At 70.1% G+C, this 25,775-nt stretch carries 19 protein-coding genes; 10 read left to right on the top strand and 9 right to left on the bottom strand.

Features of this window, described 5'->3' with window-relative positions:
• Nucleotides 1–23 precede the first annotated feature (23 nt).
• Nucleotides 24–2,813 (bottom strand): bifunctional GNAT family N-acetyltransferase/acetate--CoA ligase family protein, encoded by a 2,790-nt coding sequence (locus KB201_RS08830; RefSeq protein ID WP_247452094.1) that lies wholly within the window; start codon nt 2,811–2,813, stop codon nt 24–26.
• 46 nt (nt 2,814–2,859) lie between these two features.
• Nucleotides 2,860–4,104: an acetoin utilization protein AcuC gene (locus KB201_RS08825; RefSeq protein ID WP_058250210.1), complete on the bottom strand. Its 1,245-nt coding sequence runs from the start codon at nt 4,102–4,104 to the stop codon at nt 2,860–2,862.
• 185 nt (nt 4,105–4,289) lie between these two features.
• Between KB201_RS08825 and KB201_RS08820 the strand changes: the two genes are divergently transcribed.
• Nucleotides 4,290–4,985 carry a metal-dependent transcriptional regulator gene (locus KB201_RS08820; protein WP_058250209.1) on the top strand — a complete coding sequence of 232 codons (696 nt, stop codon included), beginning with the start codon at nt 4,290–4,292 and terminating at the stop codon, nt 4,983–4,985.
• 35 nt (nt 4,986–5,020) lie between these two features.
• On the opposite strand, the gene KB201_RS08815 is transcribed toward KB201_RS08820, so the two are convergent.
• The gene (locus KB201_RS08815; RefSeq protein WP_058250208.1) at nt 5,021–6,145 is read right to left on the bottom strand and encodes a DUF4192 domain-containing protein; all 1,125 of its coding nucleotides are present in this window, start codon (nt 6,143–6,145) and stop codon (nt 5,021–5,023) included.
• A gap of 91 nt (nt 6,146–6,236) precedes the next feature.
• Nucleotides 6,237–6,944 carry a hypothetical protein gene (locus KB201_RS08810; protein WP_078112306.1) on the bottom strand — a complete coding sequence of 236 codons (708 nt, stop codon included), beginning with the start codon at nt 6,942–6,944 and terminating at the stop codon, nt 6,237–6,239.
• 202 nt (nt 6,945–7,146) lie between these two features.
• Between KB201_RS08810 and KB201_RS08805 the strand changes: the two genes are divergently transcribed.
• Nucleotides 7,147–8,118 carry a proteasome assembly chaperone family protein gene (locus KB201_RS08805; RefSeq protein ID WP_058250207.1) on the top strand — a complete coding sequence of 324 codons (972 nt, stop codon included), beginning with the start codon at nt 7,147–7,149 and terminating at the stop codon, nt 8,116–8,118.
• A gap of 17 nt (nt 8,119–8,135) precedes the next feature.
• A complete protein-coding gene (locus tag KB201_RS08800; RefSeq protein ID WP_176455902.1) occupies nt 8,136–10,259 on the top strand; it encodes an RNA helicase in 2,124 nt (707 codons plus the stop codon).
• On the opposite strand, the gene KB201_RS08795 is transcribed toward KB201_RS08800, so the two are convergent.
• Nucleotides 10,256–11,188: a hydrogen peroxide-inducible genes activator gene (locus tag KB201_RS08795; RefSeq protein ID WP_211538835.1), complete on the bottom strand. Its 933-nt coding sequence runs from the start codon at nt 11,186–11,188 to the stop codon at nt 10,256–10,258. The genes KB201_RS08800 and KB201_RS08795 overlap by 4 nt on opposite strands.
• Nucleotides 11,189–11,313: 125 nt before the next feature.
• On the opposite strand from KB201_RS08795, the gene KB201_RS08790 reads away from it, so the two are divergent.
• Entirely contained in the window at nt 11,314–11,901 is a 588-nt protein-coding gene (locus tag KB201_RS08790) for a peroxiredoxin (RefSeq protein ID WP_058250204.1), read from the top strand.
• Between the two features lie 11 nt (nt 11,902–11,912).
• Complete coding sequence (locus tag KB201_RS08785; protein WP_058250203.1) at nt 11,913–12,446, top strand: alkyl hydroperoxide reductase; 534 nt, start codon at nt 11,913–11,915, stop codon at nt 12,444–12,446.
• 114 nt (nt 12,447–12,560) lie between these two features.
• Here the strand turns inward: KB201_RS08785 and KB201_RS08780 are convergent, their stop codons facing one another.
• The gene (locus KB201_RS08780) at nt 12,561–13,811 is read right to left on the bottom strand and encodes an aspartate aminotransferase family protein (protein ID WP_065628911.1); all 1,251 of its coding nucleotides are present in this window, start codon (nt 13,809–13,811) and stop codon (nt 12,561–12,563) included.
• Nucleotides 13,812–13,893: 82 nt separating this feature from the next.
• Here KB201_RS08780 and hrpA point away from each other — a divergent pair, with 82 nt between their 5' ends.
• On the top strand, nt 13,894–17,880 hold the full coding sequence (gene hrpA, locus KB201_RS08775) for an ATP-dependent RNA helicase HrpA (protein ID WP_211538833.1): 3,987 nt from the start codon (nt 13,894–13,896) through the stop codon (nt 17,878–17,880).
• Here hrpA and nrdR read toward each other — a convergent pair.
• Complete coding sequence (gene nrdR / locus KB201_RS08770; RefSeq protein ID WP_058250310.1) at nt 17,854–18,354, bottom strand: transcriptional regulator NrdR; 501 nt, start codon at nt 18,352–18,354, stop codon at nt 17,854–17,856. The two genes, hrpA and nrdR, sit on opposite strands and share 27 nt — an antisense overlap.
• Nucleotides 18,355–18,453: 99 nt before the next feature.
• Complete coding sequence (locus KB201_RS08765) at nt 18,454–18,993, bottom strand: LysM peptidoglycan-binding domain-containing protein (protein WP_065628912.1); 540 nt, start codon at nt 18,991–18,993, stop codon at nt 18,454–18,456.
• A 224-nt stretch (nt 18,994–19,217) separates the two neighbouring features.
• Between KB201_RS08765 and lexA the strand changes: the two genes are divergently transcribed.
• Nucleotides 19,218–19,922 (top strand): transcriptional repressor LexA, encoded by a 705-nt coding sequence (gene lexA / locus KB201_RS08760; RefSeq protein WP_058250198.1) that lies wholly within the window; start codon nt 19,218–19,220, stop codon nt 19,920–19,922.
• On the opposite strand, the gene KB201_RS08755 is transcribed toward lexA, so the two are convergent.
• Nucleotides 19,900–21,609: a phosphoenolpyruvate--protein phosphotransferase gene (locus tag KB201_RS08755; protein WP_165630170.1), complete on the bottom strand. Its 1,710-nt coding sequence runs from the start codon at nt 21,607–21,609 to the stop codon at nt 19,900–19,902. The two genes, lexA and KB201_RS08755, sit on opposite strands and share 23 nt — an antisense overlap.
• 149 nt (nt 21,610–21,758) lie before the next feature.
• Here KB201_RS08755 and KB201_RS08750 point away from each other — a divergent pair, with 149 nt between their 5' ends.
• The 3 genes from KB201_RS08750 (at nt 21,759) to KB201_RS08740 (ending at nt 25,746) form a co-directional block, all read left to right on the top strand.
• Nucleotides 21,759–22,529 (top strand): DeoR/GlpR family DNA-binding transcription regulator, encoded by a 771-nt coding sequence (locus KB201_RS08750; RefSeq protein ID WP_058250196.1) that lies wholly within the window; start codon nt 21,759–21,761, stop codon nt 22,527–22,529.
• On the top strand, nt 22,526–23,491 hold the full coding sequence (locus KB201_RS08745; RefSeq protein WP_211538831.1) for a 1-phosphofructokinase family hexose kinase: 966 nt from the start codon (nt 22,526–22,528) through the stop codon (nt 23,489–23,491). The genes KB201_RS08750 and KB201_RS08745 overlap by 4 nt, the downstream gene beginning before the upstream one ends.
• Before the next feature lie 116 nt (nt 23,492–23,607).
• Nucleotides 23,608–25,746 carry a fructose-specific PTS transporter subunit EIIC gene (locus KB201_RS08740; protein ID WP_159370676.1) on the top strand — a complete coding sequence of 713 codons (2,139 nt, stop codon included), beginning with the start codon at nt 23,608–23,610 and terminating at the stop codon, nt 25,744–25,746.
• Nucleotides 25,747–25,775 lie beyond the last annotated feature (29 nt).

Below are 25,775 nucleotides of genomic sequence, written 5' to 3'. Positions count from 1 at the left end.
CCTCCTTCACTGAGTCCACTCGGTCACCCGAGTCGCCTGGGTCCGGTGTCCCGCCTGTCGGGCACCGGGCCCACGCGTATCCGGGCATTGAGAACGGCCGCGCCGTCGACCGAGGCCAGGATCGGATCGCAGACCACCTCGCGGACCTCCGGGATGTCGTCGGTGAGCGTCGAGATGCGCAGCAGCAGATCGGCGAGCGCCTCCTTGTCAGCGGGCTCCTCCCCGCGGTAGCCCGACAGCAGCGGTGCCGAACGCGGCTCCTCGATCAGTTCCCGTGCATCGAGTTCGGACAGCGGGACGGCGCGGTAACCGTGGTCGCCCAGCAGATCGAAGGTCCGCCCGGACAGACCGAACGACATCACCGAACCGAACGACGGATCGTCGCGCACCCGGATGACCGTGCCGACGCCCTTCGGCGCCATCTTCTGCACGTGCAGCACGCGGTCGCCGGTGAGTTCGGTCAGTTCGGCGAACGCCGTCACCACCGTCGTCGCGTCGGGTAGGTCCAGGCGCGCGCCCTCGCGATCGAGACGACCGCGCCACTTGTCCGACGTCGCCTTCACCGCCACCGGGAGCCCGAGTTCACGGGCCGCCGCGGATGCCTCGTGCATCGTGGTCACCTCGCGGAACGGGACCACGTCGATCCCGTACCAGCGCAACAGCTTCGCCGACTCCACATGCCCCAGCAACCGTTCGGCGGGACGACCGGACGCACCGTCGCCGACCATAGCCTCGCGCACGAACATCCGCGCGGCCTCGGGATCGGTGCCGTCGGGACGGTGGACCACCGATTCCGGCCGCAGGCGCCACCGGGCGTACTGCCACGCCCTCGCCAGTGACGCGGCCGCGCGCTCGGGCGAGCCGTACGACGGAATCGACCCCTTGGTCGGCATGCCGTTCGGGCCGGGCCGAGTCAACCCCGGCGGGATGCCGTCGACGGCTAGGAAGGTCGTGACGATCGGCTTGTCGGCGTCGGCGTCGGGGGTGTTGGCCGCCGCCATGAGCGCCCGGGCGTGCCAGTCGGCGCCGACCGCGACCGGCGGCACGAACACGACGATGATCCCGTCCACGCCCGGGTCGGCCATGGCCGCCGAGACCGTCGACTCGAACTCCTCCTCCGAGGCGCCGGCACCGAGATCGACGGTGTCGACGACCTCGAGGCCGCCGTTGCGCGCGGTGTCCGCCGCCAGGCTGCCCAGCACCGACGAATTGCCGATGATGCGGACGCGCGGGCCGCGCGGCAGCGGCTGATAGGCGAACACGGCCGCGCAGTCGAACAACTCGGGGATCGTGTCCACCTGGATGACGCCGGCCTGTTCGAGCATCATGCGGGCGATCTGGTCGTCGAGGGTGGCCGCCGAGCGCGCCGCCCGGACCGGCGTCATCGCACCCCGGCCGGATTTGACCGCGATGATCGGCTTCGAGCGTGAGACCCGCCGCGAGATCCGGGAGAACTTGCGCGGGTTACCGAAGCTCTCCAGGTAGAGCAGGATGACGTCGGTGGTGGCGTCGGTGTCCCAGTACTGCAGGAGGTCGTTGCCGGACACGTCCGCGCGGTTGCCGGCCGAGGCGAACGTCGACAGGCCGATCTGGCGACGGGCCGCGGTGTCGAGGATCGCGATGCCCAGGGCGCCCGACTGACAGAAGAACCCGACCCGGCCGGCGGCCGGGATGCGCGGCGCCAGGGTCGCGTTGAGCGCGACCGCCGGGTCGTTGTTCGCAACGCCCAGCGCGTTCGGCCCGACCAGTCGCATCCCGTGCTCGCGGACCTGGGCGACCAGGCGGCGCTCGTTCTCGAGGCCCTCCTCCTCGCCGGACTCGCCGAAGCCCGACGACACCACGACGAGCGTGCGCACACCCTTGACCAGGCAGTCGTCGAGCACGTCGTCGACGCGCGCGGCCGGCACCGCGACCACCGCGAGGTCGACGGGGTCGGGGATGTCGCGGACGGTCTCGTACGCCCGGATCCCCCGCACCGACGGCGGTCGTTCCCGGGTGCGACGACGCGCCGGCGTCGGTTCGCGGCCGACACCGGGCCGTCCCGGCTCGGGCTCCTCCTCGACCCGGGCGGGGCCGTTGACCGGGAACACCGGCCCGGTGAATCCCCCGGCGATGATGTTGGCCAACAGGGCGTTTCCGACCTTGTTCGGGTCGGTCGAGGCCCCGATCACCGCGACCGAGGCGGGTCGCAGCAGATTGGCGACGCTGCGGGCCTCCGACGCGCGTTCACGGGCGTTGCGCACCGACAGCAGCGCCTCGGTGGGGTCGATGAGGAACTCGACGTGCACGGTCGAGCCGTCGAAGCTCCGTGCGAGCTGATACCCCGCGTCGCGGAACACCGCGACCATGTTCGGGTTCTCGCTGAGGACCTCGGCCTCGAAACGGGTGAACCCGTTCTCCGCCGCCGCACCGGCCAGGTGCTCGAGCAGGATGGGTCCGAGGCCGCGGCCCTGGTGTTCATCGGCGACGACGAACGCCACCTCGGCCGATTCGGGTTTGCCGTCGAAGCCGAGACCCTCGTAGATGCCGACCGCGATGATCTCGCCCCCGAGTTCGGCGACGATCGCGACACGCTGCTGGTGGTCGACGGTCGTCATCCGGGCCACCTCGCGCGGCGGCAGGGTCGGGGTCGGACCGAAGTACCGCATGTACCGGGTGCGCTCGGAGAGCTTGGAGTGGAAGGCCACGATGCGGTCGGCGTCGTCGGGCACGATCGGTCGCAGGTGCACGACGCCGCCATCGGAGGCCAGCACATCGGCGATCCAGTGCCGCGGATAGTCCCACGGGCTACGCGGTTCCGGCTGATCGGCCATCGCGGGAGCGCCTGCGGGCGCGGTGGCGTCGGCGGTCGAGGTGTCGTCAGTCACGGGGGTCCTCCGGGTCGAGACCGTGGAGCGGGTAGACCGCGCGTCGGGTGGCGAGGATCGCGCGGTCGGTCTGGCGTTGGGCGTTGGCCGCGACACCCTCGGGTGGTTCCTGGCCGGCGTCGCCGGCCCACGGCTGGTAGTCGACGATGCCCCCGTCGCCCATGACCCGAACGGGCGGGGCGGCATAGTCGGAGTGCACCTGCTCGGAGATCTGTTCGGCTGTGGCACACCAGGATTCGTCGATGACCGACGACACGTCGACCTCGCGACCGAGCGCGACGCCCAGCAGATGCGTCCAGCTGCGCGGCACCACGTTGACGACGCCGTAGCCACCGCCGCCGACCGCGATCCAGCGGCCCTCGCAGTACTTGTCGGCCAGGTCGCGCATGGCGATCATCGCCGCCCGCTGTCCGTCGACGGTCAGCGAGAGGTCGGTCAGCGGATCGGCGCGGTGGCTGTCGGCACCGCACTGGCTGACGATGATCTGCGGCCGGAACTCGGCGATCAGCGACGGCACCACGGCGTGGAAGGCGCGCAGCCACAACCGGTCCTCGGTGTTGGGCATGAGGGCCAGGTTGACCGCGCTGCCCGCCGCGTCGCCGTCCCCGACCTCGGTCGGCCATCCCGTGCCGGGCCACAGGGTCGCCGGGTGCTGGTGCAGCGAGACCGTCATCACCCGCGGGTCGGCGGCGAACTCGACCTGGACGCCGTCGCCGTGGTGGGCGTCGACGTCGATGTAGGCGATGCGGTCGAAACCGTGGTCGAGCAGATACCTGATCGCGATGGCGCAGTCGTTGTAGATGCAGAATCCGGCGGCGCGCGAACGCATCGCATGATGCATGCCGCCGCCGATGTTGACCGCTCTCGTCGCCGCCCCGGAGACGACCGTCTGCGCCGCGGCCAGCGTGCCGCCGACGAGCAGGCGCGCGGCCTCGTGCATCCCGGTGAAAACCGGGTTGTCGGCGTCGCCGAGGCCGAACAACCGCTCGAGCAACGGCCCCGACAGCGACGCCGTCCCCGAACCGACCGCACGGACCGCGTCGATGTAGTCGCGGCTGTGGACGACGGTCAGGGCGTCGTCGTCGATGGCCTGCGGCGGGATCGTCTCGACGTCGTCGAGGACTCCGAGGCTCTGCGCGAGGGTCATCGTGAGGGCGAGTCGGACCGGGTTCATCGGGTGCGTGTGGGCCCATCGGTAGGACAGGAAGTCCTCGCTCCAGATGACGGCCGTCGTCATCGGGCGCTCGTAGTGTTGATCACGACCTCAGGCTAGTGGTACACATCGCGCAGCGGCCACGGATGTCGCGTCGGACACGAGTGCGCGCCACGTACCGCCGCCCCGGGACTCCCCGGTCGCGGTGAGATCGCGGTCACCACTCCCGAAAAGGGTAATCTTGGCGGGGACGAAAGGGATTGCGCACAGTGAACGACCTGGTTGACACCACCGAGATGTACTTGCGAACGATCTACGATCTCGAAGAAGAGGGCATCGTGCCGCTGCGGGCGCGGATCGCCGAGCGTCTGGACCAGTCCGGTCCCACCGTGTCGCAGACCGTTGCCCGCATGGAGCGCGACGGTCTCCTCCGGGTCGCCGGGGACCGGCACCTCGAACTGACCGACCGCGGACGCACGCTCGCCGTCGCGGTGATGCGCAAGCATCGCCTCGCCGAACGCCTCCTGGTCGACGTCATCGGAATGCCCTGGGATCAGGTCCACGAGGAGGCCTGCCGCTGGGAGCACGTGATGAGCGAGAACGTCGAACGCCGCCTGCTCGCGGTCCTCGAATACCCGACGACCTCGCCCTACGGAAACCCCATCCCGGGACTGGAGTTGCTGGGCGTGGAGGTGCCGAGCTCCGACGACGGCGCCACCCGCCTCGCCGACCTCCCGCCGGGTGAGACGGTGCCGGTCATCGTGCGTCGCCTGTCCGAACACGCCCAGTCCGACACCGAACTGCTCGGCGCGCTGCGCGAGGCGGGCGTGGTTCCCAACGCCCGTGTGACGGTGTCGAACACGGCCGGCACGATCACGATCGACACACCCGGTCACGACGGCCTCGAACTCTCGTCCGACATGGCGCACTCGCTGTTCGTCGAGAAGGTCGTCGAAAAGGTCTGACACAGCAAGGTCTGACACAGCAAGGTCTGCAGTGGTCACCCGGCGGTACGCAGTGTCGCCGCCGGGATGACGACGCCGAGGCGTTTCGCGGCGTCGTAGGACTTCTCGATGGTGCCCCACAGCCTGGCCGGGCGGACACCTGCCCGCAGGGCGGTGTCGAGCAGCGTGGCCAGGTGGTCGGTGTCCGTGCCCGCAAGCGCGACGTCGAGGGCGACACCGGTGTAGGCGCCGTCCCCGCCGATGTAGTGCAGGTGTGCGAGAAGTGTTGCGGCGGTGGACCTTCCGCGTCCGGTCAGACGGCGGGTGAGTTCTCGCCAGAGGTGTTCGGCGGCTCCCCGGAGTTCGGTGACGGCCAGGGCGAGCGCGGCGTCGCGGACGTCGGGGCGCAGGATCGCCCGTTCCAGTCGGTCCAGTTCGCCACAATCCAGGGGTTGTTCCGCTTCGATCATCGCGCTGATGACCAGGTCGAGTGCCCGTGTCGAGGCCTCGACGTCCTCTTCCTCGGGTTCGAACAAATCGAGATCGCTCTGATCCAGATCGATGCCGCGGCACGCCCGACAGTCCGGCAGCGGACGTCCCGGACCGCATTCGCCGTCGAGCGGTTCGAGCATCGTCCGCATCTCCGAGCGCCGGGCAAGAATCCGTCGCCCCGAGCGCACCGCCTCCGCGACCGCGGTCGGACTCGTGTGCGGATCGTCGAGTTGTCCGGCCGACCCCGCGGACACGTCGACCGACCAGGCCCGGTCCTCCGGACACCAGATGGTCGACCAGTGCACGCCGGCATCGAAGCCCGGCATCACGAAGCCGGCGGCGACACCACCGACATCGGCGAAGTACCGGTCGCTCATCGCGAGGATCCGCCGATAGCGACGGTCGTCCGCCGGGTAGCGGTCATCGGCGATCACGACCACGATCTCCTCGATGCCGTAGGTGGACGTGATCTCCCCGAGTCCGGCGAGGACGACGACCAGTTCGCGCGTGGGGCTGCCGTCGGGTTCGAGGGCGAGGTCGTGCCGCATGGTCGCGTTCACCGTGCGGTCGCCGGCGATGGCGATCGCGATGATCGACCGCTCGGGGACGAACCCCAGTCGAGCGGGGATCGAGGTGAGCAGCGTCGTCGGGTCGTGGGGGCCGTGCGGTGGTGGTTCGAGGATCTGCATGGCGACAGCGTCACCCGCAGCGAAGCCGCTCGAACGGCGGTCGACACACGCTGTGGACAACCGGGGAAGGTCATCCACAGGGCGGTACTGGTCAGCCGAACGCGGCCGCGAGCGCCTTTCCGAACAGCGTGTCGAGCGCGGCGGACGCTTCGGGAGGTACGGGACCTGCTGCGGGCCAACGGTATTCGGTGTACACCCGGACGCCGTCCCGCTCGCCGAGCAGCGTGAGAGCGCTCGTGGTGGACGGGACACCGCCGCCGGTCACGATCGTGCGGCGGATCGTCGCGGTGTCGACCCCGTCCGGCGCCGGCGGTGGGGGCAGCACCTCGGTGGTGATCGTCGAAGACGCCCCGAACGTGGTCGTGGTGGTCTCAGGGCAGCGCTCGGCCGACTCGACCACGTCGCCGAGCGGCGTCTCGACACCGGCCACGACCGAGGTGAGGGTGGCCCGCTCCCCCGGGCCGGGACCCAGGAACGCGACCGCTCCGTCCGCGGAGACGGACGCGGGTGCACACTCCGGCGGCGACACCTCGGTGCCCGTCTGTCCGGGCATCGGCGCCCCGGTCACGTCGGCCAGCGCGTTCGCGACCGCCGACGTCGGGATGGGACTCGCGGCGCCGTCCGGGAAGTCCGCGGCCTCGACCGATCGCGCGGACAGGTCCGGACTCGACGGCTCCGGCTGACCGCCGACCGAGCAGGCGGACAGCACGAGCGCCGCGGCGACGAGACCGGCCACCGCGCCGGGAACGAGGCGGCCGGACAGGGACAGGCGCAGTCGGGGCGCATGCGGCTCGATCACAACGGTCTACTGTGCCACCGGCGCCTTCGCCAGGTGTCGAGGACACACCCCTGGGGAACAACAAACAGGAACACCAACTGGGGGAATCTCCGGTGTGTCGAGGTGGTTGCACCGAGGCGAGTGGCCACCGCCGGGTGCGGTGCGAGACAATGGACGTTCAGCTGTCTCTTCCGGGACAGCTGCCAGCAGAAGGAGGGACGACGTGGACGAGCAGCCCGCGCGCAACGACGCGCTGTATGAACTCGCCTTTCCCGCTCCGCAGGTGACCCGGCCCGACGGCACGGGTCCGGTACTGATCCACGCGCTCGAGGGCTTCGCCGACGCCGGGCACGCGGTCGCGCTGGCCGCGACGCACCTCCGCGACAGCCTCGAGTCCGAGTTGGTCGCGACCTTCTCCTCCGACGAGCTGATGGATTACCGGTCACGCCGGCCGACCATCTCGTTCAGCGGCGAGACCTTCACCGACGTCGAGATGCCGACGCTGGCGCTGCACGCGATCCGCGACAACTCGGGCAAGGGTTTCCTCCTGCTCGCCGGTTCCGAACCCGACCTCCGGTGGGAGCAGTTCGTCGACGCGGTCCGACGCCTGAGCGACGGACTCGGCGTCACCGATGTCATCGGCCTCAACGCGATCCCGATGGCCGTGCCGCACACCCGACCGCCGTCGATCACGGCGCACGGCAGTGATCCCGACGCCCTCGGTGACCTGCCCCGGTGGGGATCGGCGATGAAGCTGCCCGCCAGCGCGTCGATGCTCCTCGAGTTGCGGATGGGCGAACACGACTACCGGGCGTCGGGCCTGTCGGTACATGTCCCGCACTATCTCGCGCAGACCAACTACCCGGCGGCGTCCGCACGCCTGCTGGCGGCGGTCGCCGAGCTCGCCGGTCTCGACCTCCCCCTCGCCGCTCTCGACAGCGCCGCCGAGAAGGTACGCGCACAGGTGGACAACGAGGTCGAGGGCAACTCGGAGATCGAGTCCGTGGTGGCTGCGCTGGAGACCCAGTACGACACGTTCACCCAGGCCGCGCAGGAACGCTCGTCGCTGCTCGCCGCCGAGGAATCGCTGCCCAGCGGTGACGAACTCGGCGCCGAACTCGAACGGTTCCTGGCCGAGCAGACCGGCGACGGTGAGGCCGACCCCGGGGACGAGGGTCCGCGATCACCGATCTGATCCCGGACACCGCACCGATACCCGCGCCGCACGTCCTGGTCCCCACCGACGACGAGGACACCGCACTCGAGCGGTACACCGAGTGGTGGACGGGACGCGGCCTCGACCTCTACCCGCATCAGGAGGAGTCGCTTCTCGAGCTCCTCGCCGGCAGCCACGTGATCCTGGCGACGCCGACCGGCTCGGGCAAATCACTCGTCGCGGCGGGCGCGCTGTACTTCGCGCGCTGCCGCGGCGAGCGTGCGTTCTACACCGCACCCATCAAGGCGCTCGTCAGCGAGAAGTTCTTCGAGCTGTGCGCCATGTTCGGCGCCGACCAGGTCGGACTGCTGACCGGCGACGCCGCGGTCAACGCCGACGCGCCCATCGTGTGTGCGACCGCCGAGATCGTCGCCAACCTCGCCCTCGCCGCCGGCGGTGCGAGCGACATCGGCACCCTCGTCGCCGACGAGTTCCACTACTACGGCGAACCCGACCGCGGCTGGGCCTGGCAGGTCCCGCTCATCGAATTGCCGTCGACGCAGTTCCTGCTGATGTCGGCGACGCTCGGCGACGTGTCGTTCTTCGTCGACGACCTGACCCGGCGCACCGGACGCGAGACGGTCGAGATCACCGGCGCCGAGCGTCCGGTCCCCCTGGACCACGCCTACGCGATGACCCCGATCCACGAGACGATCGAGGAGCTCGTCGACCGGGGACGGGCGCCCATCTACGTGGTGCACTTCACCCAGGCCGCCGCGGTGGACCGCGCGCAGGCGCTGCTCAGCGTCCGGATCTGCGACAAAGCGGAGAAGGCGGCGATCGCCGAGGCGATCGGTGACTTCCGGTTCTCCACCGGCTTCGGCAACACACTGTCCAAACTGCTGCGCGCCGGTATCGGCGTCCACCACGCCGGGATGCTCCCCCGTTACCGCCGTCTGGTCGAACGTCTTGCGCAGCAAGGGCTGCTGAAGGTGATCGCCGGCACCGACACCCTCGGCGTCGGCATCAACGTGCCGATCCGCACGGTCCTGTTCGCGGCCCTGAGCAAATACGACGGACGGCGGGTCCGGCGGCTGCGGGCACGCGAGTTCCATCAGATCGCCGGCCGGGCCGGGCGGGCCGGTTTCGACACGATCGGCTATGTCGTCGCGCAGGCTCCCGACCACGACGTGGAGAACGCCCGTGCGGTGGCCAAGGCCGGCGACGATCCCAAGAAGCTCCGAAAGCTGGTGCGCAAGAAGCCACCCGAGGGTTTCGTCTCGTGGGGGGAGAAGACCTTCCTCCAGCTCGTCGATGCGCCCGACGAGCCCCTGCGCAGCCACTTCCAGATGACGACGGCCATGCTCCTCGAGGTACTCGGCCGACCGGGCGACTGTTTCGCCGCGGTCCGCCACCTTCTCGAGGACAATCACGAACCGCGCGACCGCCAGCTGCGCACCATCAAGCACACGATCGAGCTCTACCGGGGGCTCCGGGACGCGGGCATCGTCGTGCAACTCGCCGAACCCGACGACACCGGCCGGCACATCGCCCTGAGCGTGGACATGCCGGAGAACTTCGCGTTGACCAACCCGCTGTCCGCCTTCGCGCTGGCGACGTTCGAGATCCTCGACCCCGAGTCGTCCACTCACGCACTCGATGTGGTCTCCATCCTCGAATCGACCCTGGAGAACCCGCGACCCCTGCTGCTGGCCCAGCGCAAGGTCGCGCGCGACGCCGCGATCGCGGAGATGAAGGCCGACGGCATCGAGTACGAGGAGCGGATGTCGCGCCTGGAGGAGATCACCTGGCCGCAGCCGCTGGCCGAGGAGATCTACGCCGCGTTCGACATCTATCGTCGCGGGCACCCGTGGGTGTCGTCGTTCCCGCCGGCGCCGAAGTCGGTGCTCCGCGAGATGCTGGAGAAGGCCATGACCTTCACCGAGCTGATCTCCGCGTACGGGCTGGCGCGCAGCGAGGGCGTGCTGCTGCGCTATCTGTCGGACTGCTATCGCGTTCTCCGGCAGGGCGTTCCGACGAGCGTCGTGACCCCCGAGATCGAGCGGATCGTCGAGGAGCTGGGCACCATGGTCCGTGAGGTCGACTCGAGTCTCGTCGACGAGTGGGAGGCTCTCGCCGCACAGGCGGCCGCGGCCGAGATGGCCGGCGGCACGGTCTAGAGCGCGGACACGGCACCGGTCGCGCCGACGAGATCGCCGATGAGAGAGCCCAGTTCGCGGTAGGCCTCGTCGTGGCGCGCGGACGCCCGGAAGACCAGGCCGATCCGCCGCCCCGGCCGCGGGGCCGCGAAGGTCGCGGTGGCCAGATCACCCGACGCCGTCTCGGAGGCCACCGCCGTCTGCGGGATGAGCGTCACGCCGAGTCCGCCGACGACGCAGTGCACCGCGGTGGTCAGCGAGGCGGCCCGGGTCTGACCCAGATCGGGCCGCACGCCCGCGAGCCGGCACACCTCGAGCGCCTGATCGCGCAGACAGTGCCCCTCGTCGAGGAGGAGGAGCGGCAGGTCGGCGAGCGCGGTGGGATCGACGCGGCGGCGTCCGGCCAGCGCGTGACCGGACGGGAGTGCGAGAACGAAATCCTCACGATAGATGGGAACTTCGACGATGCGGGGCATGTCGACGGGGAGAGCGAGCAGCGCGACGTCGAGCGTGCCGGTGCGCAGTTGTTCGATGAGGCGGGCGGTCTGTTCCTCCACCACCCGGGGTACGAGGTCCGGGAGCCGTTGCCCGAGTCCGCGCAGCAGCGTCGGCAGGACGTAGGGCGCCACCGTGGGGATGACCCCCAGCCGCAGCGGCCCGCTGAGCGGTCGGCCCGTTCCGGCGGCCGCCGAGGTGAACTCGTCCATGGCCTCGGTCACCGCGATCGCTCGCGGGAGGAGTTCGTCACCCTCGGCGGTCAACAGGACACGCCGCGTGGTGCGTTCGACGAGGGTCACACCGAGACCGGACTCCAACGCCGACAACGCCTGCGACAGCGATGGCTGACTGACACCGAGATCGGCTGCCGCAGTGCCGAAGTGGCGTCGATGCGCGAGTGCGACGAAGGCACGCAACCCGGCCATGGTCGGCCGATAAGTTCTATCGGACATGCTTATCAGTGTAGTGCTAGTAATCACGTTTCGTTTTCGACCGTAATCCGGCACGATGGTACCTGTACGTCGCGAAACTCATTCGCGCGCAGATTCCGTACATTCACCAGCTGAAGGAGCGATACATGGCCCTGCTCACCATCGGTGACCAGTTCCCTGCCTACAACCTCACCGCCGTCATCGGTGGCGACCTCAGCAAGGTCAATGCCCAGCAGCCCGACGACTACTTCACCACCGTGTCGTCCGACGATCACCCCGGTCAGTGGCGCGTCGTGTTCTTCTGGCCGAAGGACTTCACCTTCGTGTGCCCGACCGAGATCGCCGCGTTCGGCAAGCTGAACGACGAGTTCGCCGACCGCGACACCCAGGTGCTCGGCGCCTCGGTGGACAACGAGTTCGTCCACTTCCAGTGGCGCGCACAGCACGAGGACCTCAAGACCCTCCCGTTCCCGATGCTGAGCGACCTCAAGCGCGAACTCGCCACCGCCGCAGGCGTTCTCAATGCCGACGGCGTCGCCGACCGCGCCACCTTCATCATCGACCCGAACAACGAGATCCAGTTCGTGTCGGTCACCGCGGGCTCCGTGGGCCGCAACGTCGACGAGGTCCTGCGCGTCCTCGACGCACTGCAGTCCGACGAACTGTGCGCCTGCAACTGGAAGAAGGGTGACCCGACGATCGACGCCGGCGAGCTCATGACGGCCGGCGTCTGAGAGGAGAACAGATGAGCATCGACAACCTGAAGGAAGCACTTCCCGAGTACGCCAAAGACCTCAAGCTCAACCTCGGTTCGATCAGCCGCACCACCGCGCTGACCGAGGAGCAGCTCTGGGGAACCCTGCTGTCGACCGCTGCCGCCACGCGAAACGCCAAGGTGCTCAGCGAGATCGCCGACGAGGCCGCCGACACGCTGTCCGCCGAGGCCTACAACGCCGCGCTCGGCGCCGCGTCGATCATGGGGATGAACAACGTGTTCTACCGGGGTCGCGGCTTCCTCGACGGTAAGTACGACGACCTGCGTCCGGGCCTGCGGATGAACATCATCGGCAACCCCGGCGTCGACAAGGCCGTTTTCGAGCTGTGGTCGTTCGCGGTGTCCTCGATCAATGGCTGCGGTCATTGCGTCGCCGCGCACGAGAACACCCTGCGCGAGGCCGGCGTCGACCGTGAGGCGATCCTCGAGGCGCTCAAGGTCGCGTCGATCGTCAGCGGTGTCGCCCAGGCGATCGCGACCACCGAGGTGCTCGCCAACGCCTGATCTGCACCACGACGGACGAGGCCCGGCTGCGGTTCGCAGCCGGGCCCCTTCGTGACGCGCCCTCCGCAAGCTCCAGGCGCTCCTCAGGGAGCAGCACGAACGGGCGCCCCAGGGTCAGCTCAGCGCCGCGCGCATCCGGTCGGCGAGTTCGCCGACCTCGGCGGTCGTCATCACGAACGCGGGCGAGATCTGCAGCGCCCCTTGACCTGCGGCGCGGGTGCTCACCCCGTGTTCGCGCAGCTTGACCACCGTCGCCGGGGCCGTCGCGGGGTCGGCCAGCTGTACCGCGGTGACCGCGCCGAGTCCGGTCCGGACCTCGGCGACCGTGTCGAGGTCGGCGAGCGGCGACAGCGCGGCGGCGAGGTCGCCTTCGAGCCGTGTCGCCTCGGCGAGGAGGTTCTCGCGGCGGATGATCTCGAGGTTCGCGAGGGCCGCCGCCGCCGCGCCCGCGTGGCCGCCGTAGGTGTACCCGTGCCGCCACCAGACGCCACCGGCGAAGAACGGCTCGGCGATCCGCGGTGCGATGAACACCGCGCCCATCGGGACATACCCCGAGGTGAGCCCCTTGGCAGTGGTGATCATGTCCGGTTCGAGGCCGAATCGTGCGGAGGCGAACCAGGATTCGCCGCCGATGCGGCCGAAGCCGGTGACGACCTCGTCGACGACGAAGAGGATGTCGTGGTCGCGGCAGATGTCCCGCACCTCGGCGAGGTAGCCCTCCGGCGGGAGATAGATGCCGCCGGCCCCGATGATGGGCTCGCAGAAGAACGCGGCGATGTTGTCGGCGCCCACGCGCTCGATGAGACCGAGCAGGCTCTTCGCGTCGTCCCATTCGACGTTCTGGACGTCGTGCATGAGTTCGCCGTAGCCGTCGTGGTTGAGCGGGATGCCCGCCAGCGAGGTACCCGCGGCATGCATCCCGTGATAGGCCTTGGTGCGGCTGACGACGACCCGCTTGGATTCGCGGCCCTGCTCCACCCAGTAGCGGCGGGCGAGTTTGACCGCGGTGTCGATGGAGTCGCTGCCGCCGGAGGTGAAGAAGATCTTCGATCCGGGTACCGGCGCGATGGCGCCGAGCTCCTCGGCGAGCTGCAGGGTGACGTCGCTCGCGAAGTCACCGAAGTTGGAGTAGTGCGCGAGGGTGCCGAGCTGGCGCGCGACGGCATCGGCGATCTCGGTCCGGCCGTGCCCGACGTTGGTGAACCACAGTCCGGCGGTCGCATCCAGGTAGGAGTTGCCGTCGCGGTCGAAGATCCGCGCACCCTCTCCCCTGGTCACGACGAACGGCCCGCTCGCGGTCACCGCACCCATGTCGGCGAAACCGTGCCACAACGATCCAGTACCAGTGCTCGAACCATCAGCCATGGCCCCATGATGCCGGTCCACCCGGCCCACGCGGCCACTGGGGTGAACCGGCCTCGACGCTTCCCCATATCCTGGAGTGATCATGTCGGCCCCGTCCTCGTCACCTGACCCGTCCCCGTCTCCACCGGACACCGCTGCATCGGACATCCCCCGCTCGGATCTGCTCCGCGCACTCGACGACGTGGGCCTCGTCGACGCCGACCGGTTGCGTCGTCGCATCGATCGGCTCGCCGCGCGCCCGGATGCCGCGAAGTGGCGACAGTTGGTCGCCGATGTCGACAAGGCACGCGCCCGTCTCGACCGGCGGCGCGCGACCGTGCCGATTATGCGCTTCCCCGACGAACTACCGGTCTCCGCCGCACGCGACGAGATCGCCGAGGCGATCCGCAACCACCAGGTCGTGGTCGTCGCGGGCGAGACCGGCTCGGGCAAGACCACCCAGCTCCCCAAGATCTGCCTCGAACTCGGGCGTGGCATCCGCGGGTCGATCGGGCACACCCAGCCCCGGCGCATCGCCGCGAGCTCGGTCGCCAAGCGCATCGCCGACGAGACCGACACCGAACTCGGCGACGCGGTGGGCTACTCCGTCCGGTTCACCGACCGGTCGGGCGCCGACACCCTCGTCCGGGTCATGACCGACGGCATTCTGCTCCGCGAGATCGCCACCGACCCCATGCTGCGCCGCTACGACACCCTCATCATCGACGAGGCCCACGAGCGCAGCCTCAACATCGATTTCATCCTCGGCTATCTGCGCCGCCTGCTGCCCCGACGCCCCGATCTGAAGGTGATCATCACCTCGGCGACGATCGAACCGGCGCGCTTCGCACGGCATTTCAGCACGCCGAAGACCTCGGTCCCGGTCATCGAGGTATCCGGACGCACCTATCCGGTCGAGATCCGGTATCGACCGCTGAGCCTGCAGGAACGCCCCGACGACGGGGACGACGCCGGCGGCGGCGAACATGCCGATCTCGACCAGATCCAGGGCATCGACGCCGCCGTCGACGAACTGTGGGCCGGTGGCCGCGGCGACATCCTCGTGTTCCTGCCCACCGAACGGGACATCCGAGAGACCGCCGAGGCGCTCCGTCGACGAACCGGCGGCAGCAAGGGTCCCGGTGCCGAGATCGTGCCGCTCTATGCGCGACTGTCGATCGCCGAGCAGCAGAAGGTGTTCTCCCCCTCCGACGGACGCCGGATCGTGCTGGCGACCAACGTCGCCGAAACGTCGGTGACCGTGCCCGGCATCCGCTACGTCATCGACACCGGCACCGCCCGTATCAGTCGGTACTCGACCAGGACCAAGGTCAATCGTCTTCCCATCGAACCGGTCTCACAGGCCAGTGCCCGGCAGCGGGCCGGTCGATGCGGTCGTGTCGCCCCGGGCGTCTGCATCCGTCTCTACAGCGAGAACGACTTCGACTCCCGGCCGGCCTTCACCGACCCGGAGATCCTGCGCACCAACCTCGCGGCGGTCATCCTCCAGATGACCTCGCTGAAACTGGGTGAGATCGCCGAGTTCCCGTTCGTCCAGCCGCCCGACGACCGCGCGATCCGCGACGGTATGGGTGTTCTCACCGAACTCGGCGCCATCACCGTCCCGCGCGAGGGCGGGCCCCCGCGACTGACCCCGATCGGCCGGTCGATGTCGCGGATCCCGGTCGATCCCCGGGTCGCCCGGATGCTCATCGCCGGACATGAACTGGGTTGTCTCGACCACCTTCTCGTGATCGCCGCCGCGATGTCGCTCCCCGATCCACGGGAACGGCCGGCCGAGCACCGTGAGGCCGCCGACGCCCAGCACCGGCGCTTCGTCGTCCCGCAGTCGGACTTCCTGTCCTACGTGGAGCTGTGGCGGTACCTCGGCGAACAGCGCAAGGAGTTGTCCGGCAGCCGCTTTCGACGTATGTGCGAACGGGAGTACCTCCACTTCCTGCGCATCCGGGAGTGGCAGGACCTCCACCGGCAGCTGACCGAAATCGTCAAGGACCTCGACTGGTCGGTCGCGCCCACCGAACTCGACGCCGACGCCGTCCACCGATCCATCCTGTCCGGGTTGCTCAGCAACATCGCCGCCCGCAACACCGAGGGCCGCGAGTTCACCGGTGCGCGCAACACCACACTGACGATCTTCCCCGCCTCTCCGCTCGCCAAGAAGCCGCCCGCCTTCATCATGGCGGCCGAGGTCCTCGAGACGTCGCGCCTGTTCGCCCACACCGTCGCCGGGATCGATCCGCTGTGGGCCGAGAAACTCGCCGGTGATCTGGTGAAGCGCACCCACAGCGAACCGCACTGGTCGGCGAAACGCGGAGCGGCGATGGCCTACGAACGCGTGACCCTGTATGGGGTCCCGCTCGTCGCCCGCCGGCGCGTCGACTACGGCCCCATCGACCCGGTGGTCTCGCGAGAGCTGTTCATCCGGCACGCTCTCGTCGAGGGCGATTGGCGGACGCAGCACGCCTTCTTCGACCGCAATCGCAAGCTTCTCGAGGCCGCCTCGGACGTCGAGAACCGCACGCGCACCCGGGGTCTCGTGATCACCGAGGACCAGCTCTTCGAGTTCTACGACCAGCGGCTACCGGCCGACGTCACCTCCGCTCGGCACTTCGACACCTGGTGGAAGAAGGCCCGCCGGGCCGAACCGGATCTGCTGGATCTGCGCCCCGAGGACGTCACGGGAGGCACCGACGTCGCCCCGACGGACTATCCCGGCGCCTGGCAGCAGGGCGACACCCGACTCGAACTGCGCTACCGGTTCGAACCGGGCGCACCCGACGACGGCGTCACCGTCGTGATCCCGCAGGCACTGCTCCCCCATGTCCGACCGGCCGGTTTCGACTGGTCGGTACCGGGCATGCGCGCCGAACTGGCCACCGCACTGGTCAAGTCGCTACCGAAACAGCTGCGCAAGAGCATGTCACCCGCGCAGCGGTTCGCCGAACTCGCGCTCGGCCGGCTCACCCCGCGCAAAGAGCCGCTGGCCACCGGGCTGGCGCGCGAGCTCTCCGCGATCACCGGGATGCGGGTGACCGCAGCCGATTTCGACACCGACCGGGTACCGCCGCACCTGCGCATGCATTTCGCGGTGGCCGACGACTCCGGGCGGATCGTCTCCCGCGCCGACTCGTTGCCCGAACTTCAGCAGACCGGAACGCCCGCGGCGCCGAAGACGGTGTCGCGCACCCTGTATCGGACCTGGACCGCAGACGGGATCGGCTCGCTCGCCGAGCAGACCACGGTCGATGTCGCGGGGCAGCGGCTGACCCGGTACCCGACGATCGACGTGGTCTCCGATGCGAAGGGCCACGCGCGGGGCGTCGTCGTCGTCGATGCGGCGAGCCCCGAGACACGAGACCGCCTCCTGCGACGAGGGATCGTCGCCCTCCTCGACCTCGCGATACCTCCGCTGCACAAGCGGATCGCCGGCTCGCTGAGTCCGGTCGAACGACTCGCCCTGAGCCAGAGCCCGTACTCGACCACCGAGGCACTGCTCGCCGACTGCACCCGACGGGCCATTCGGGACACGGTCGCCGACATCGACGACGCAGAGCTCGCCGCGGTTCGCTCACCACAATCCTTCTCGGCGCTGCTCGAACGGATCCGGCCACGGGTCGCCGCGGCCGCACCGGACTACTTCTCGCTGGCCGTCGCAGCCCTCGAACGGATGTCCCCGCTGCGGGCGGCGATCGACCGGCACGCCGGTTCGCTGGCTGCCGACGACGTCGCCGAACAGGTCGCCCACCTCGTGTTCGACGGATTCGTGGCGGCTACCGCGCGACGCCACCTGGAGAATCTGCCGCGCTATCTCGACGGCGCGCAAGCACGTCTGGAGGCACTACCCGCGTCCGCAGCACGCGACCAGGCCGGGGTGGCCGCCGTCGATCGCGTCGTCGAACGGTGGGCCCAACGCCTCGAACAGGTACCCGAGCACCGGCGGGCGGTGGTCGACGACGAAGCGCAGTGGCTCGTCGAGGAGTTGCGCGTGGGGCTGTTCGCCCAGCGTCTCGGCACCGCGTTCCCGGTGTCGGAGAAACGGGTCCTACGAGCTCTGGACCGACTCGGCTGACACGGGTTCGGCGAGCGCGCTCCCGGATCCCGATGCCGCCTTCAGGTCGTCGATCTCGCGCTGGAAGTCCTCCACCGAGTCGAACGACCGGTACACCGAGGCGAAGCGCAGATACGCCACCTCGTCGAGATCGCGGAGCGGGCCCAGGATGGCGAGTCCGACCTCGTTGCTGGGGATCTCGGCCGATCCACTGGCGCGCACCGTGTCCTCGACCTGCTGGGCGAGCTGCGCGAGCGCGTCCTCGGCGACGTGGCGGCCCTGACAGGCTCGCCGCACGCCACGCATGACCTTCTCCCGGCTGAACGGCTCGGTCACGCCGTTGCGTTTGACCACCGCGAGCACGGCGCTCTCCACGGTCGAGAACCGGCGACCGCACTCCACACAGGAGCGACGGCGGCGGATGGCCTGCCCTTCATCTGCGACACGCGAGTCGATGACCTTGGTGTCGTCGTTCTTGCAGAAGGGGCAGCGCATCGTGTCCTCACGCAGGTCGCGGGACGCTGGAACGCACCCGAAGCGTGCGCCCCGCCGCTTGTCGGCCGGCCCCTGTGACATCGAGGATACCGCCCGGCCTCAGCGGTACCGGGGGGTGAGCAGGGGCTGGCCCACCTGCAGCGCGCTCGACCCCAGATCGTTCATCGCGACGATCTCGTCGATCACGACCTCGCGCGGCATCTCGGGTGCCACCCGGCCGGCGATCGAGCTGAGCGAGTCCCCCGAGCGCACATGGACGACCTCGGAACTCACGGCGGACGGTGTCAGCGAGTCCGAGTAATTCTGGCCGACGACACCGAACACCCACACGACGAACGCCAGCCCGACACCGGCGAGGAGCGCGACCGCGGTGCGGCGGCGGCGACGGAACACCGCCGCGTCGGGCCCGACCGGGCCACGTCCCCGGACCCCGACCGGAGAGCCACAGTGGGTACCGCCCACCCGCGGGGTCACCGGCGATGCCCCCCGCGGCCGGGTGCCGGCCGGCCGGTTGTCGACCGGTCGGCCGCCGTCGGACAGCGGGGCGCGGGTCCGGACGCGATCGGCGCGGTCGGTGCGCGGCCGGACGGCGTCGGGACGGTCGGTGCGGACGGGAGCGACGAGAGTGGCGGTGCGCATGGTGCCCTCCGGTGTTCGGGTGTCTGGGATCGTGCGGGTGTGGTGGTCGGTGTTCGAACATCGATCAGATGTTCGATGCACTGATGTTCGAATTTGTAGCACGACGTCCCGACAAAGTCTCGCGACACATCGAACAAATGTTTGAGGTGCCGGTCGCACTCCGCTAGGCTCGGACCCGGCGCAAGCCATCTACCAGCACGTTCCGAAGACGAGAGGAACCGAACATGAGTGACACCGGCGATAGGCGCGGCCGAGCGCGGGGCGCCGACGACGAGGCCCCGTTCGACGCCGCCGCCGCCGAGGCCTCACTCACCCCGCGACAGGCCGGGGTCCTGGAGGTGATCCGCCGCTCGGTGCGCGAGCGCGGTTATCCGCCGAGCATCCGGGAGATCGGCGACGAGGTCGGCCTGGCCTCGACGTCATCGGTGGCCCATCAGTTGCGGACGCTGGAACGCAAGGGGCTGCTCAAGCGCGACGCGAACCGTCCCCGTGCGGTCAACATCGCCCCGAGTGACACCCCGTCGCCGGACACCCCGACGGCCGGCCAGCTTCCCGAGCCGACCTTCGTGCCGGTTCTCGGCCGTATCGCGGCCGGCGGTCCGATCCTGGCCGAGGAGGCCGTCGAGGACGTCTTCCCACTGCCCCGTGAGCTCGTCGGCGAGGGATCGCTCTTCCTGTTGCGCGTCGTCGGCGAGTCGATGATCGACGCCGCGATCTGCGACGGCGACTGGGTCGTGGTCCGGCAGCAGAACGTCGCCGACAACGGCGACATCGTCGCGGCCATGATCGACGGCGAGGCCACCGTGAAGACCTTCAAGCGTCAGGGCCCGAACGTCTGGCTCATGCCGCACAACGAACTGTTCGATCCGATCCCGGGCAACGATGCCGTCATCCTCGGCAAGGTCGTCACCGTGATGCGGCGAGTCTGACCTCTCCACCGACCGAACCGTCGAGCACCGCCGCGGCCGCCTCGCGCGCCGCGGCGGGATCCGAGGTGGACAGGGCAGCCTCGGCGGCGGCCCGGCAGTCCGGTGCGGACACCTCGCCGAGCCGGGCCCCCACGGCCGCCGCAGCAGCCGGCGCGCTGGACAGCGAGGTGACCCCGAGACCGACGAGCACGCAGGCGAGGTTCGGATCGGCGGCGGCCTCGCCGCACACCCCGACCGGCTTTCCCTGACGTGCACCCGCTGCCGCGACACCCGCGATGAGGCTCAACACGGCCGGTTGCCACGGGTCGGTCAGTCCGGCGAGATCGGCCGACATCCGGTCGGCCGCCATCGTGTACTGGGTCAGATCGTTGGTGCCGATGGACACGAAGTCCACCTCGGCGAGGACGGCTTCGGCCAGGATCGCCGCCGCGGGCACCTCGATCATCACCCCGGCGACCAGACCACGGCCGCGGACCTCGGCGGCGAAGGTGCGCGCCTCCGCCGGCGAGGCGATCATCGGCGCCATGACCCACGGCGCGACGGCCGACCCCGACGCGGCCTGCGCGATCGCGTCGAGCTGATGCGCGCGGATCTCGGGGTGCGCCAGCGCGATCCGATCGCCCCGCACGCCGAGCGCTGGGTTCGATTCGTCGGGATGGGTCACGAACCGGAGCGGTTTGTCGGACCCGGCGTCGAGGGTGCGGATGACCACCTTCTGCCCGTCGAACGCATCGAGCACCTCCCGGTAGATCGCGGCCTGCTCGTCCACCGACGGTTCGTCGGCACGCTCGAGGAACGCGAGTTCGGTGCGGAAGAGCCCGACGCCCTCGACGGGGTACCCGGCCGCGGCGCGTGCCGACGATCCGTCGGCGACGTTGGCGAGCACCGCCACGGCCACCCCGTCGGCGGTCTGCCCCGGACCGGTCCAGCCGGCGACGAGTGCGGCATGCCGCCGATCCTCGTCGACGCGAGCCCGGGCCGCCTCCGCATCGGGCTCCACCTCGATCCGCCCGGTGCTGCCGTCGACGAGAACGGTTGTGCCGGGCTCGATCTCGTCCAGGTCGGCCACCGCCACCACGCACGGGATCCCCAGCTGGCGCGCGATGATCGCGGTGTGGCTGGTCGGTCCGCCGAGGCGGGTGACGAGGGCGATGGTGCTCGTGGGGTCGAGGCCCGCGGTGTCGGCGGGCGCGAGGTCGTCGGCGAGCAGGACCGACGGCACCTCCGGAGTGGGCACACCAGGTTCGGGTAGGCCGAGCAGTTCGGCGAGGACCCGGTCGCGCACGTCGTTGAGATCGGTGACCCGCTCGGCCATCAGTCCGCCGAGCTTGGTGAACACCGCCGCGAACTGTTCGGTGGCCGCGACGGCAGCGGCCTCGGCGGGGGCGCCCTTGCCGATGAGCGCGGTCGCGGCACCGATCCAGCCGCGGTCCTCGGCCAGGCCCGCCGTCGCGGCGAGCACCTCGGCCGTCACCCCGGTGTTCTGCGACGCGCGCGTGCGCAGCCGCGCGGCGACGGCGCCGGCCGCGGTGGCGAAGCGCGTGACCTCGTCGGCGCGCCGTTCCTCGGCGATCTCCACACCGACGCCGAGCTTCTCCGGCGAGTGGTCGGGTCGCTCGCCCGGCCACAGCGCGGGACCGTGGGCCAACCCGCCGACCACCGGGGTTCCCGTCAGGATCTGCGCCATCGTCTTGCCTCTCACTCGACTACCGATGTGACCACCGTTACAAAAAGTGCTTGACTTGTCAACACAAACAGGCGTAAACACAATTACTACAACATCCAATCCCACACGCCTCAACAAGCGGGTTGGTCGAAACCGGAGATCGGAGCGGTGTGTACGCCGAGGAGAGACAACAGGCGATCGTCGACGAGGTGCGACTCGCGGGGCGGGCATCCGTGGCCGCGCTCGCCGAGAAATTCGACGTCACCAGCGAGACCGTCCGACGCGATCTCGCGGTACTGGAACGCGCCGGACATCTCCAGCGGGTCCACGGCGGCGCCGTGCGCGCCGAGATCATGCGCACCCTCGGCGAGCTCGGGATCGACGAACGGGAGTCGAGCCAGATCGAGCAGAAGACCGCGATCGGCCGGGCGGCCATCCGGTTCCTGCCGCCCGACGGCGGCTCGGTGCTCTTCGACGCCGGCACCACCACCTACCGCGCGGCCGAGGCGACCGCTCCCGATCGGAGGCTCACCCTGTTCACCAACAGCCTGCCCATCGCCGGCCTGCTCGCGGGAACCCATCCCGACGGTCTCCATGCCCTCGGCGGACGCGTACGCGGTCTCACCCAGGCGACCGTGGGCGTCGACACCGTGGACGCGCTTCGCCGACTGCGCGTGACCACCGCCTTCATCGGGACGAACGGCCTGAGCGAGGCCCACGGGTTGTCGACACCCGACCCGGACGAGGCCGCGGTCAAGGCGGCGATGGTCGCAGCCGCGCAACGGGTCGTAGTCCTTGCCGACAGCTCGAAGATGGACCGCGAGGACCTCACCTCCTTCGCCGGACTCGACGACGTCGACGTCCTCATCACCGACTCCGGGATCGACCCGGCCTATTCGGCGGCCCTGTCCGCGCGTGGCGTCGAGGTCGTGATCGCATGATCGTCACCGTCACCGCCAACCCGAGTCTCGACCGCACCCTCGAACTCGGCGCACCGCTCGCCCGCGGCGAGGTGCAGCGCGCCGGCGTGGTCCGCACCGAGCCGGGCGGCAAGGGCGTCAACGTGGCCCGGGTCGTCGCGGCCGCGGGCCTGGCCACCCGCGCACTGCTCCCGGCGCGGCCGGGCGACCCGTTGCGGGCCGCACTCGACGACCTCGCACTCCCCTACGACGCCGTGCCGGTCGAGGGCGAGGTCCGGTCCAACATCACCATCGCCGAATCCGACGGGACGACCACCAAGATCAACGCACCGGGCGTCACCTTGACGGGCCCGGATCGCGAGGCGCTAGTCGGGCTGATCCGTGAGCACGCCGGCTCCGCGCAGTGGGTCACCCTCTGCGGTTCGCTGCCTCCTGGCGTCCCCGACGACTGGTACCGCTCGATCGCCGACGACCTCGTCCTCGCCGGCTGCCGGGTCGCGGTGGACACCTCGGGCGCTCCCCTCCGTGCCAGCGTCACCGGTCGCGTCGACCTGATCAAGCCCAACGAGGACGAGCTCGCCGAACTGACCGGCGCCGACCCCGGACAGCTCCGAGAAGCACTCGCGCGCAACGATCTCGGACCGGTCATCGACGCCGCTGCGACCATCGCCGAACAGATCGGGGGCAACGTCCTCGCCACCCTCGGCGCCGTCGGGGCCGTGTTGGTCACCGCATCCGGCGTGTGGTCGGCGACCCCGCCGCCGATCGTCCCGCGCAGCACCGTCGGCGCCGGCGACTCGTCACTGGCCGGCTACCTCATCGCGCAGAGCACCGGGGCCGCGCCCGCCGACTGCCTCCGGTCGGCCGTGGCGTACGGCGCGGCGGCCGCATCGCTCGCCGGCACCCAGGCCCCCACGCCCGACCACCTCGACCTCCCCGGCGTGCGGGTGACCGAACTGTCGGGAGCCGCGCGCATGACCTGACGGCACCGTCCCGGCGGGTCCCCACATCCATCCAACACCGCACCCATCCAGCACCGACTCCATCCACCATCGACCCACCCAGCACCGACCCCACCCTTTCCACCGAAGGACATGCCATGACCGAGCAGATCATCACCGCGCAGACGGTGAGTCTCGACGTCGACGCCGGCGGCGATCCCGCCGCCGTCATCACCACGCTCGCCGACGCCCTCGCCGCGGCCGGCCGGACCACCGATCCCGCCGACCTCGCGCGGGCCGCACTGGACCGAGAAGCCAAGTCCGCCACCGGACTTCCCGGCGGCATCGCCATCCCGCACGCCCGTACCGCGTCGGTGACCGCGGCCAGTCTCGCCATGGCGCGGCTGTCCCGCAAGGTCGACTTCGGCGCACCGGACGGGCCGGCCGACCTGGTCTTCCTCATCGCCGCGCCCGAGGGGGGTGCCAGTGCGCACATGAAGCTCCTCAGCTCGCTGGCCCGCTCACTCGTCCGGCCCGACTTCGTGGCCTCGCTCCGCGCGGCCGAGAACGAGGAGCGGGTCATCGAATTGGTCAACGAGGCCATCGACCCCGCACCCCCGGCCCCCGCCACCGCGCCGACCGCCACCCCGTCGACCCCTGCCCCGTCGACCACTGCCCCGGCCGCCGCGGCAGCACCAGCGACGTCGACCACGGAACCCGAAGGTGCGCCGGCCCGCCCGGACTCGGACCGGACCCCGGACCCGGGACCGGCCACGCCGCGCATCGTCGCGATCACCGCATGCCCGACCGGCATCGCCCACACCTACATGGCGGCCGACGCCCTGAAGTACGCCGCCGAGCGGGCCGGCGTCGAGTTCGCGGTGGAGACCCAGGGGTCCTCGGCGACCACGGCCTTCGATCCGGATGTGATCGCGTCGGCCGACGCCGTCATCTTCGCCACCGACGTCGGGGTCAAGGACCGCAACCGGTTCCGCGGCAAACCCGTCATCGCATCCGGGGTGAAGCGCGCCATCAACGAGCCCGACGCCATGATCGCCGAGGCGGTCGCGGCGGGGCGCGACCCGAACGCGGCGCGCGTCACCGGCGACGGCGCGGACGCGGACGCGGCCGACTCGTCGAAGTCGGGCATCGGTCTCGCCGGCCGTACACGCCAGGCACTCATGACCGGTGTGAGCTACATGATCCCGTTCGTCGCGGCGGGCGGACTGCTCATCGCGCTCGGCTTCCTGCTCGCCGGCTACGAGGTCGCCAACACGAACCTCGACGACGGCGGCACCCTCAGCGACGGCGCGTTCATCGCCCTGAACAACAGCCTCTGGGATCTGCCGGCGGGCGGGTTGTTGCAGTACCTGGGCGCGGTGAGCTTCGCGATCGGCTCGGGCGTGATGGGCCTGGCGGTACCGGTCCTCGCGGGCTACATCTCCTTCGCGATCGCCGACCGCCCCGGTATCGCACCCGGTTTCGTCGCCGGCATCGTCTCGCTCGCCGTGGGCGCCAGCTTCATCGGCGCACTGATCGGCGGTCTCATCGCCGGCGTGGTGTGCCTGTGGATCGCGCGGACCCCGGTGCCCCAGTGGGCTCGTGGTCTCATGCCGGTCGTGGTCATCCCGCTGTTCGGCAGCATGATCGTCGGCGGACTGCTCTACATGGTCCTCGGCAAACCGCTCGCCTGGCTGACCGAGCAGATGAACAGCGGCCTCGAGAGCATGTCCGGCGGATCGGCCATCGCCCTCGGCATCGTGCTCGGCCTGATGATGTGCTTCGACCTCGGCGGACCGGTCAACAAGAGCGCGTACCTGTTCGCCACCGCCGGGATCGCCGACGCGGCGACTGCCGGACCCGCGCAGTTCCAGATCATGGCGGCGGTCATGTGTGCCGGCATGGTGCCCCCGCTCGCCCTGGCTCTCGCCACTGTCGTCCGACCGGGCCTGTTCACCGAACCGGAGCGCGAGAACGGCAAGGCCGCATGGCTCCTCGGCGCGTCGTTCATCTCCGAAGGTGCCATCCCGTTCGCCGCGGTCGACCCCTTCCGGGTCATCCCGTCGATGATGGCCGGTGGTGCCCTGAGCGGTGCGCTGATCATGGCCTTCGGTGTCGAACTGCGCGCCCCGCACGGCGGCATCTTCGTCTTCTTCGCCATGAACAACTGGGTCCTGTTCCTCGTCGCGCTGGTCGCCGGTACGGTGCTGTCCGCCGTCCTGGTGGTCGCGGCCAAGCAGGTGCACCGCAGTCGCGACGCCGTCGCCTTCGACGAACTCGAGGCGGTCGCCGTCTGACACCCGATCACACGACCACCTGACATCCG

Origin of the sequence: Gordonia sp. SCSIO 19800 (genome assembly GCF_018132775.1) — a bacterium.
Lineage (GTDB): Bacteria > Actinomycetota > Actinomycetes > Mycobacteriales > Mycobacteriaceae > Gordonia > Gordonia hongkongensis.
The sequence above is the reverse complement of the archived record's forward strand: the minus strand, read 5'-3'. Positions and strand labels throughout refer to the sequence as shown.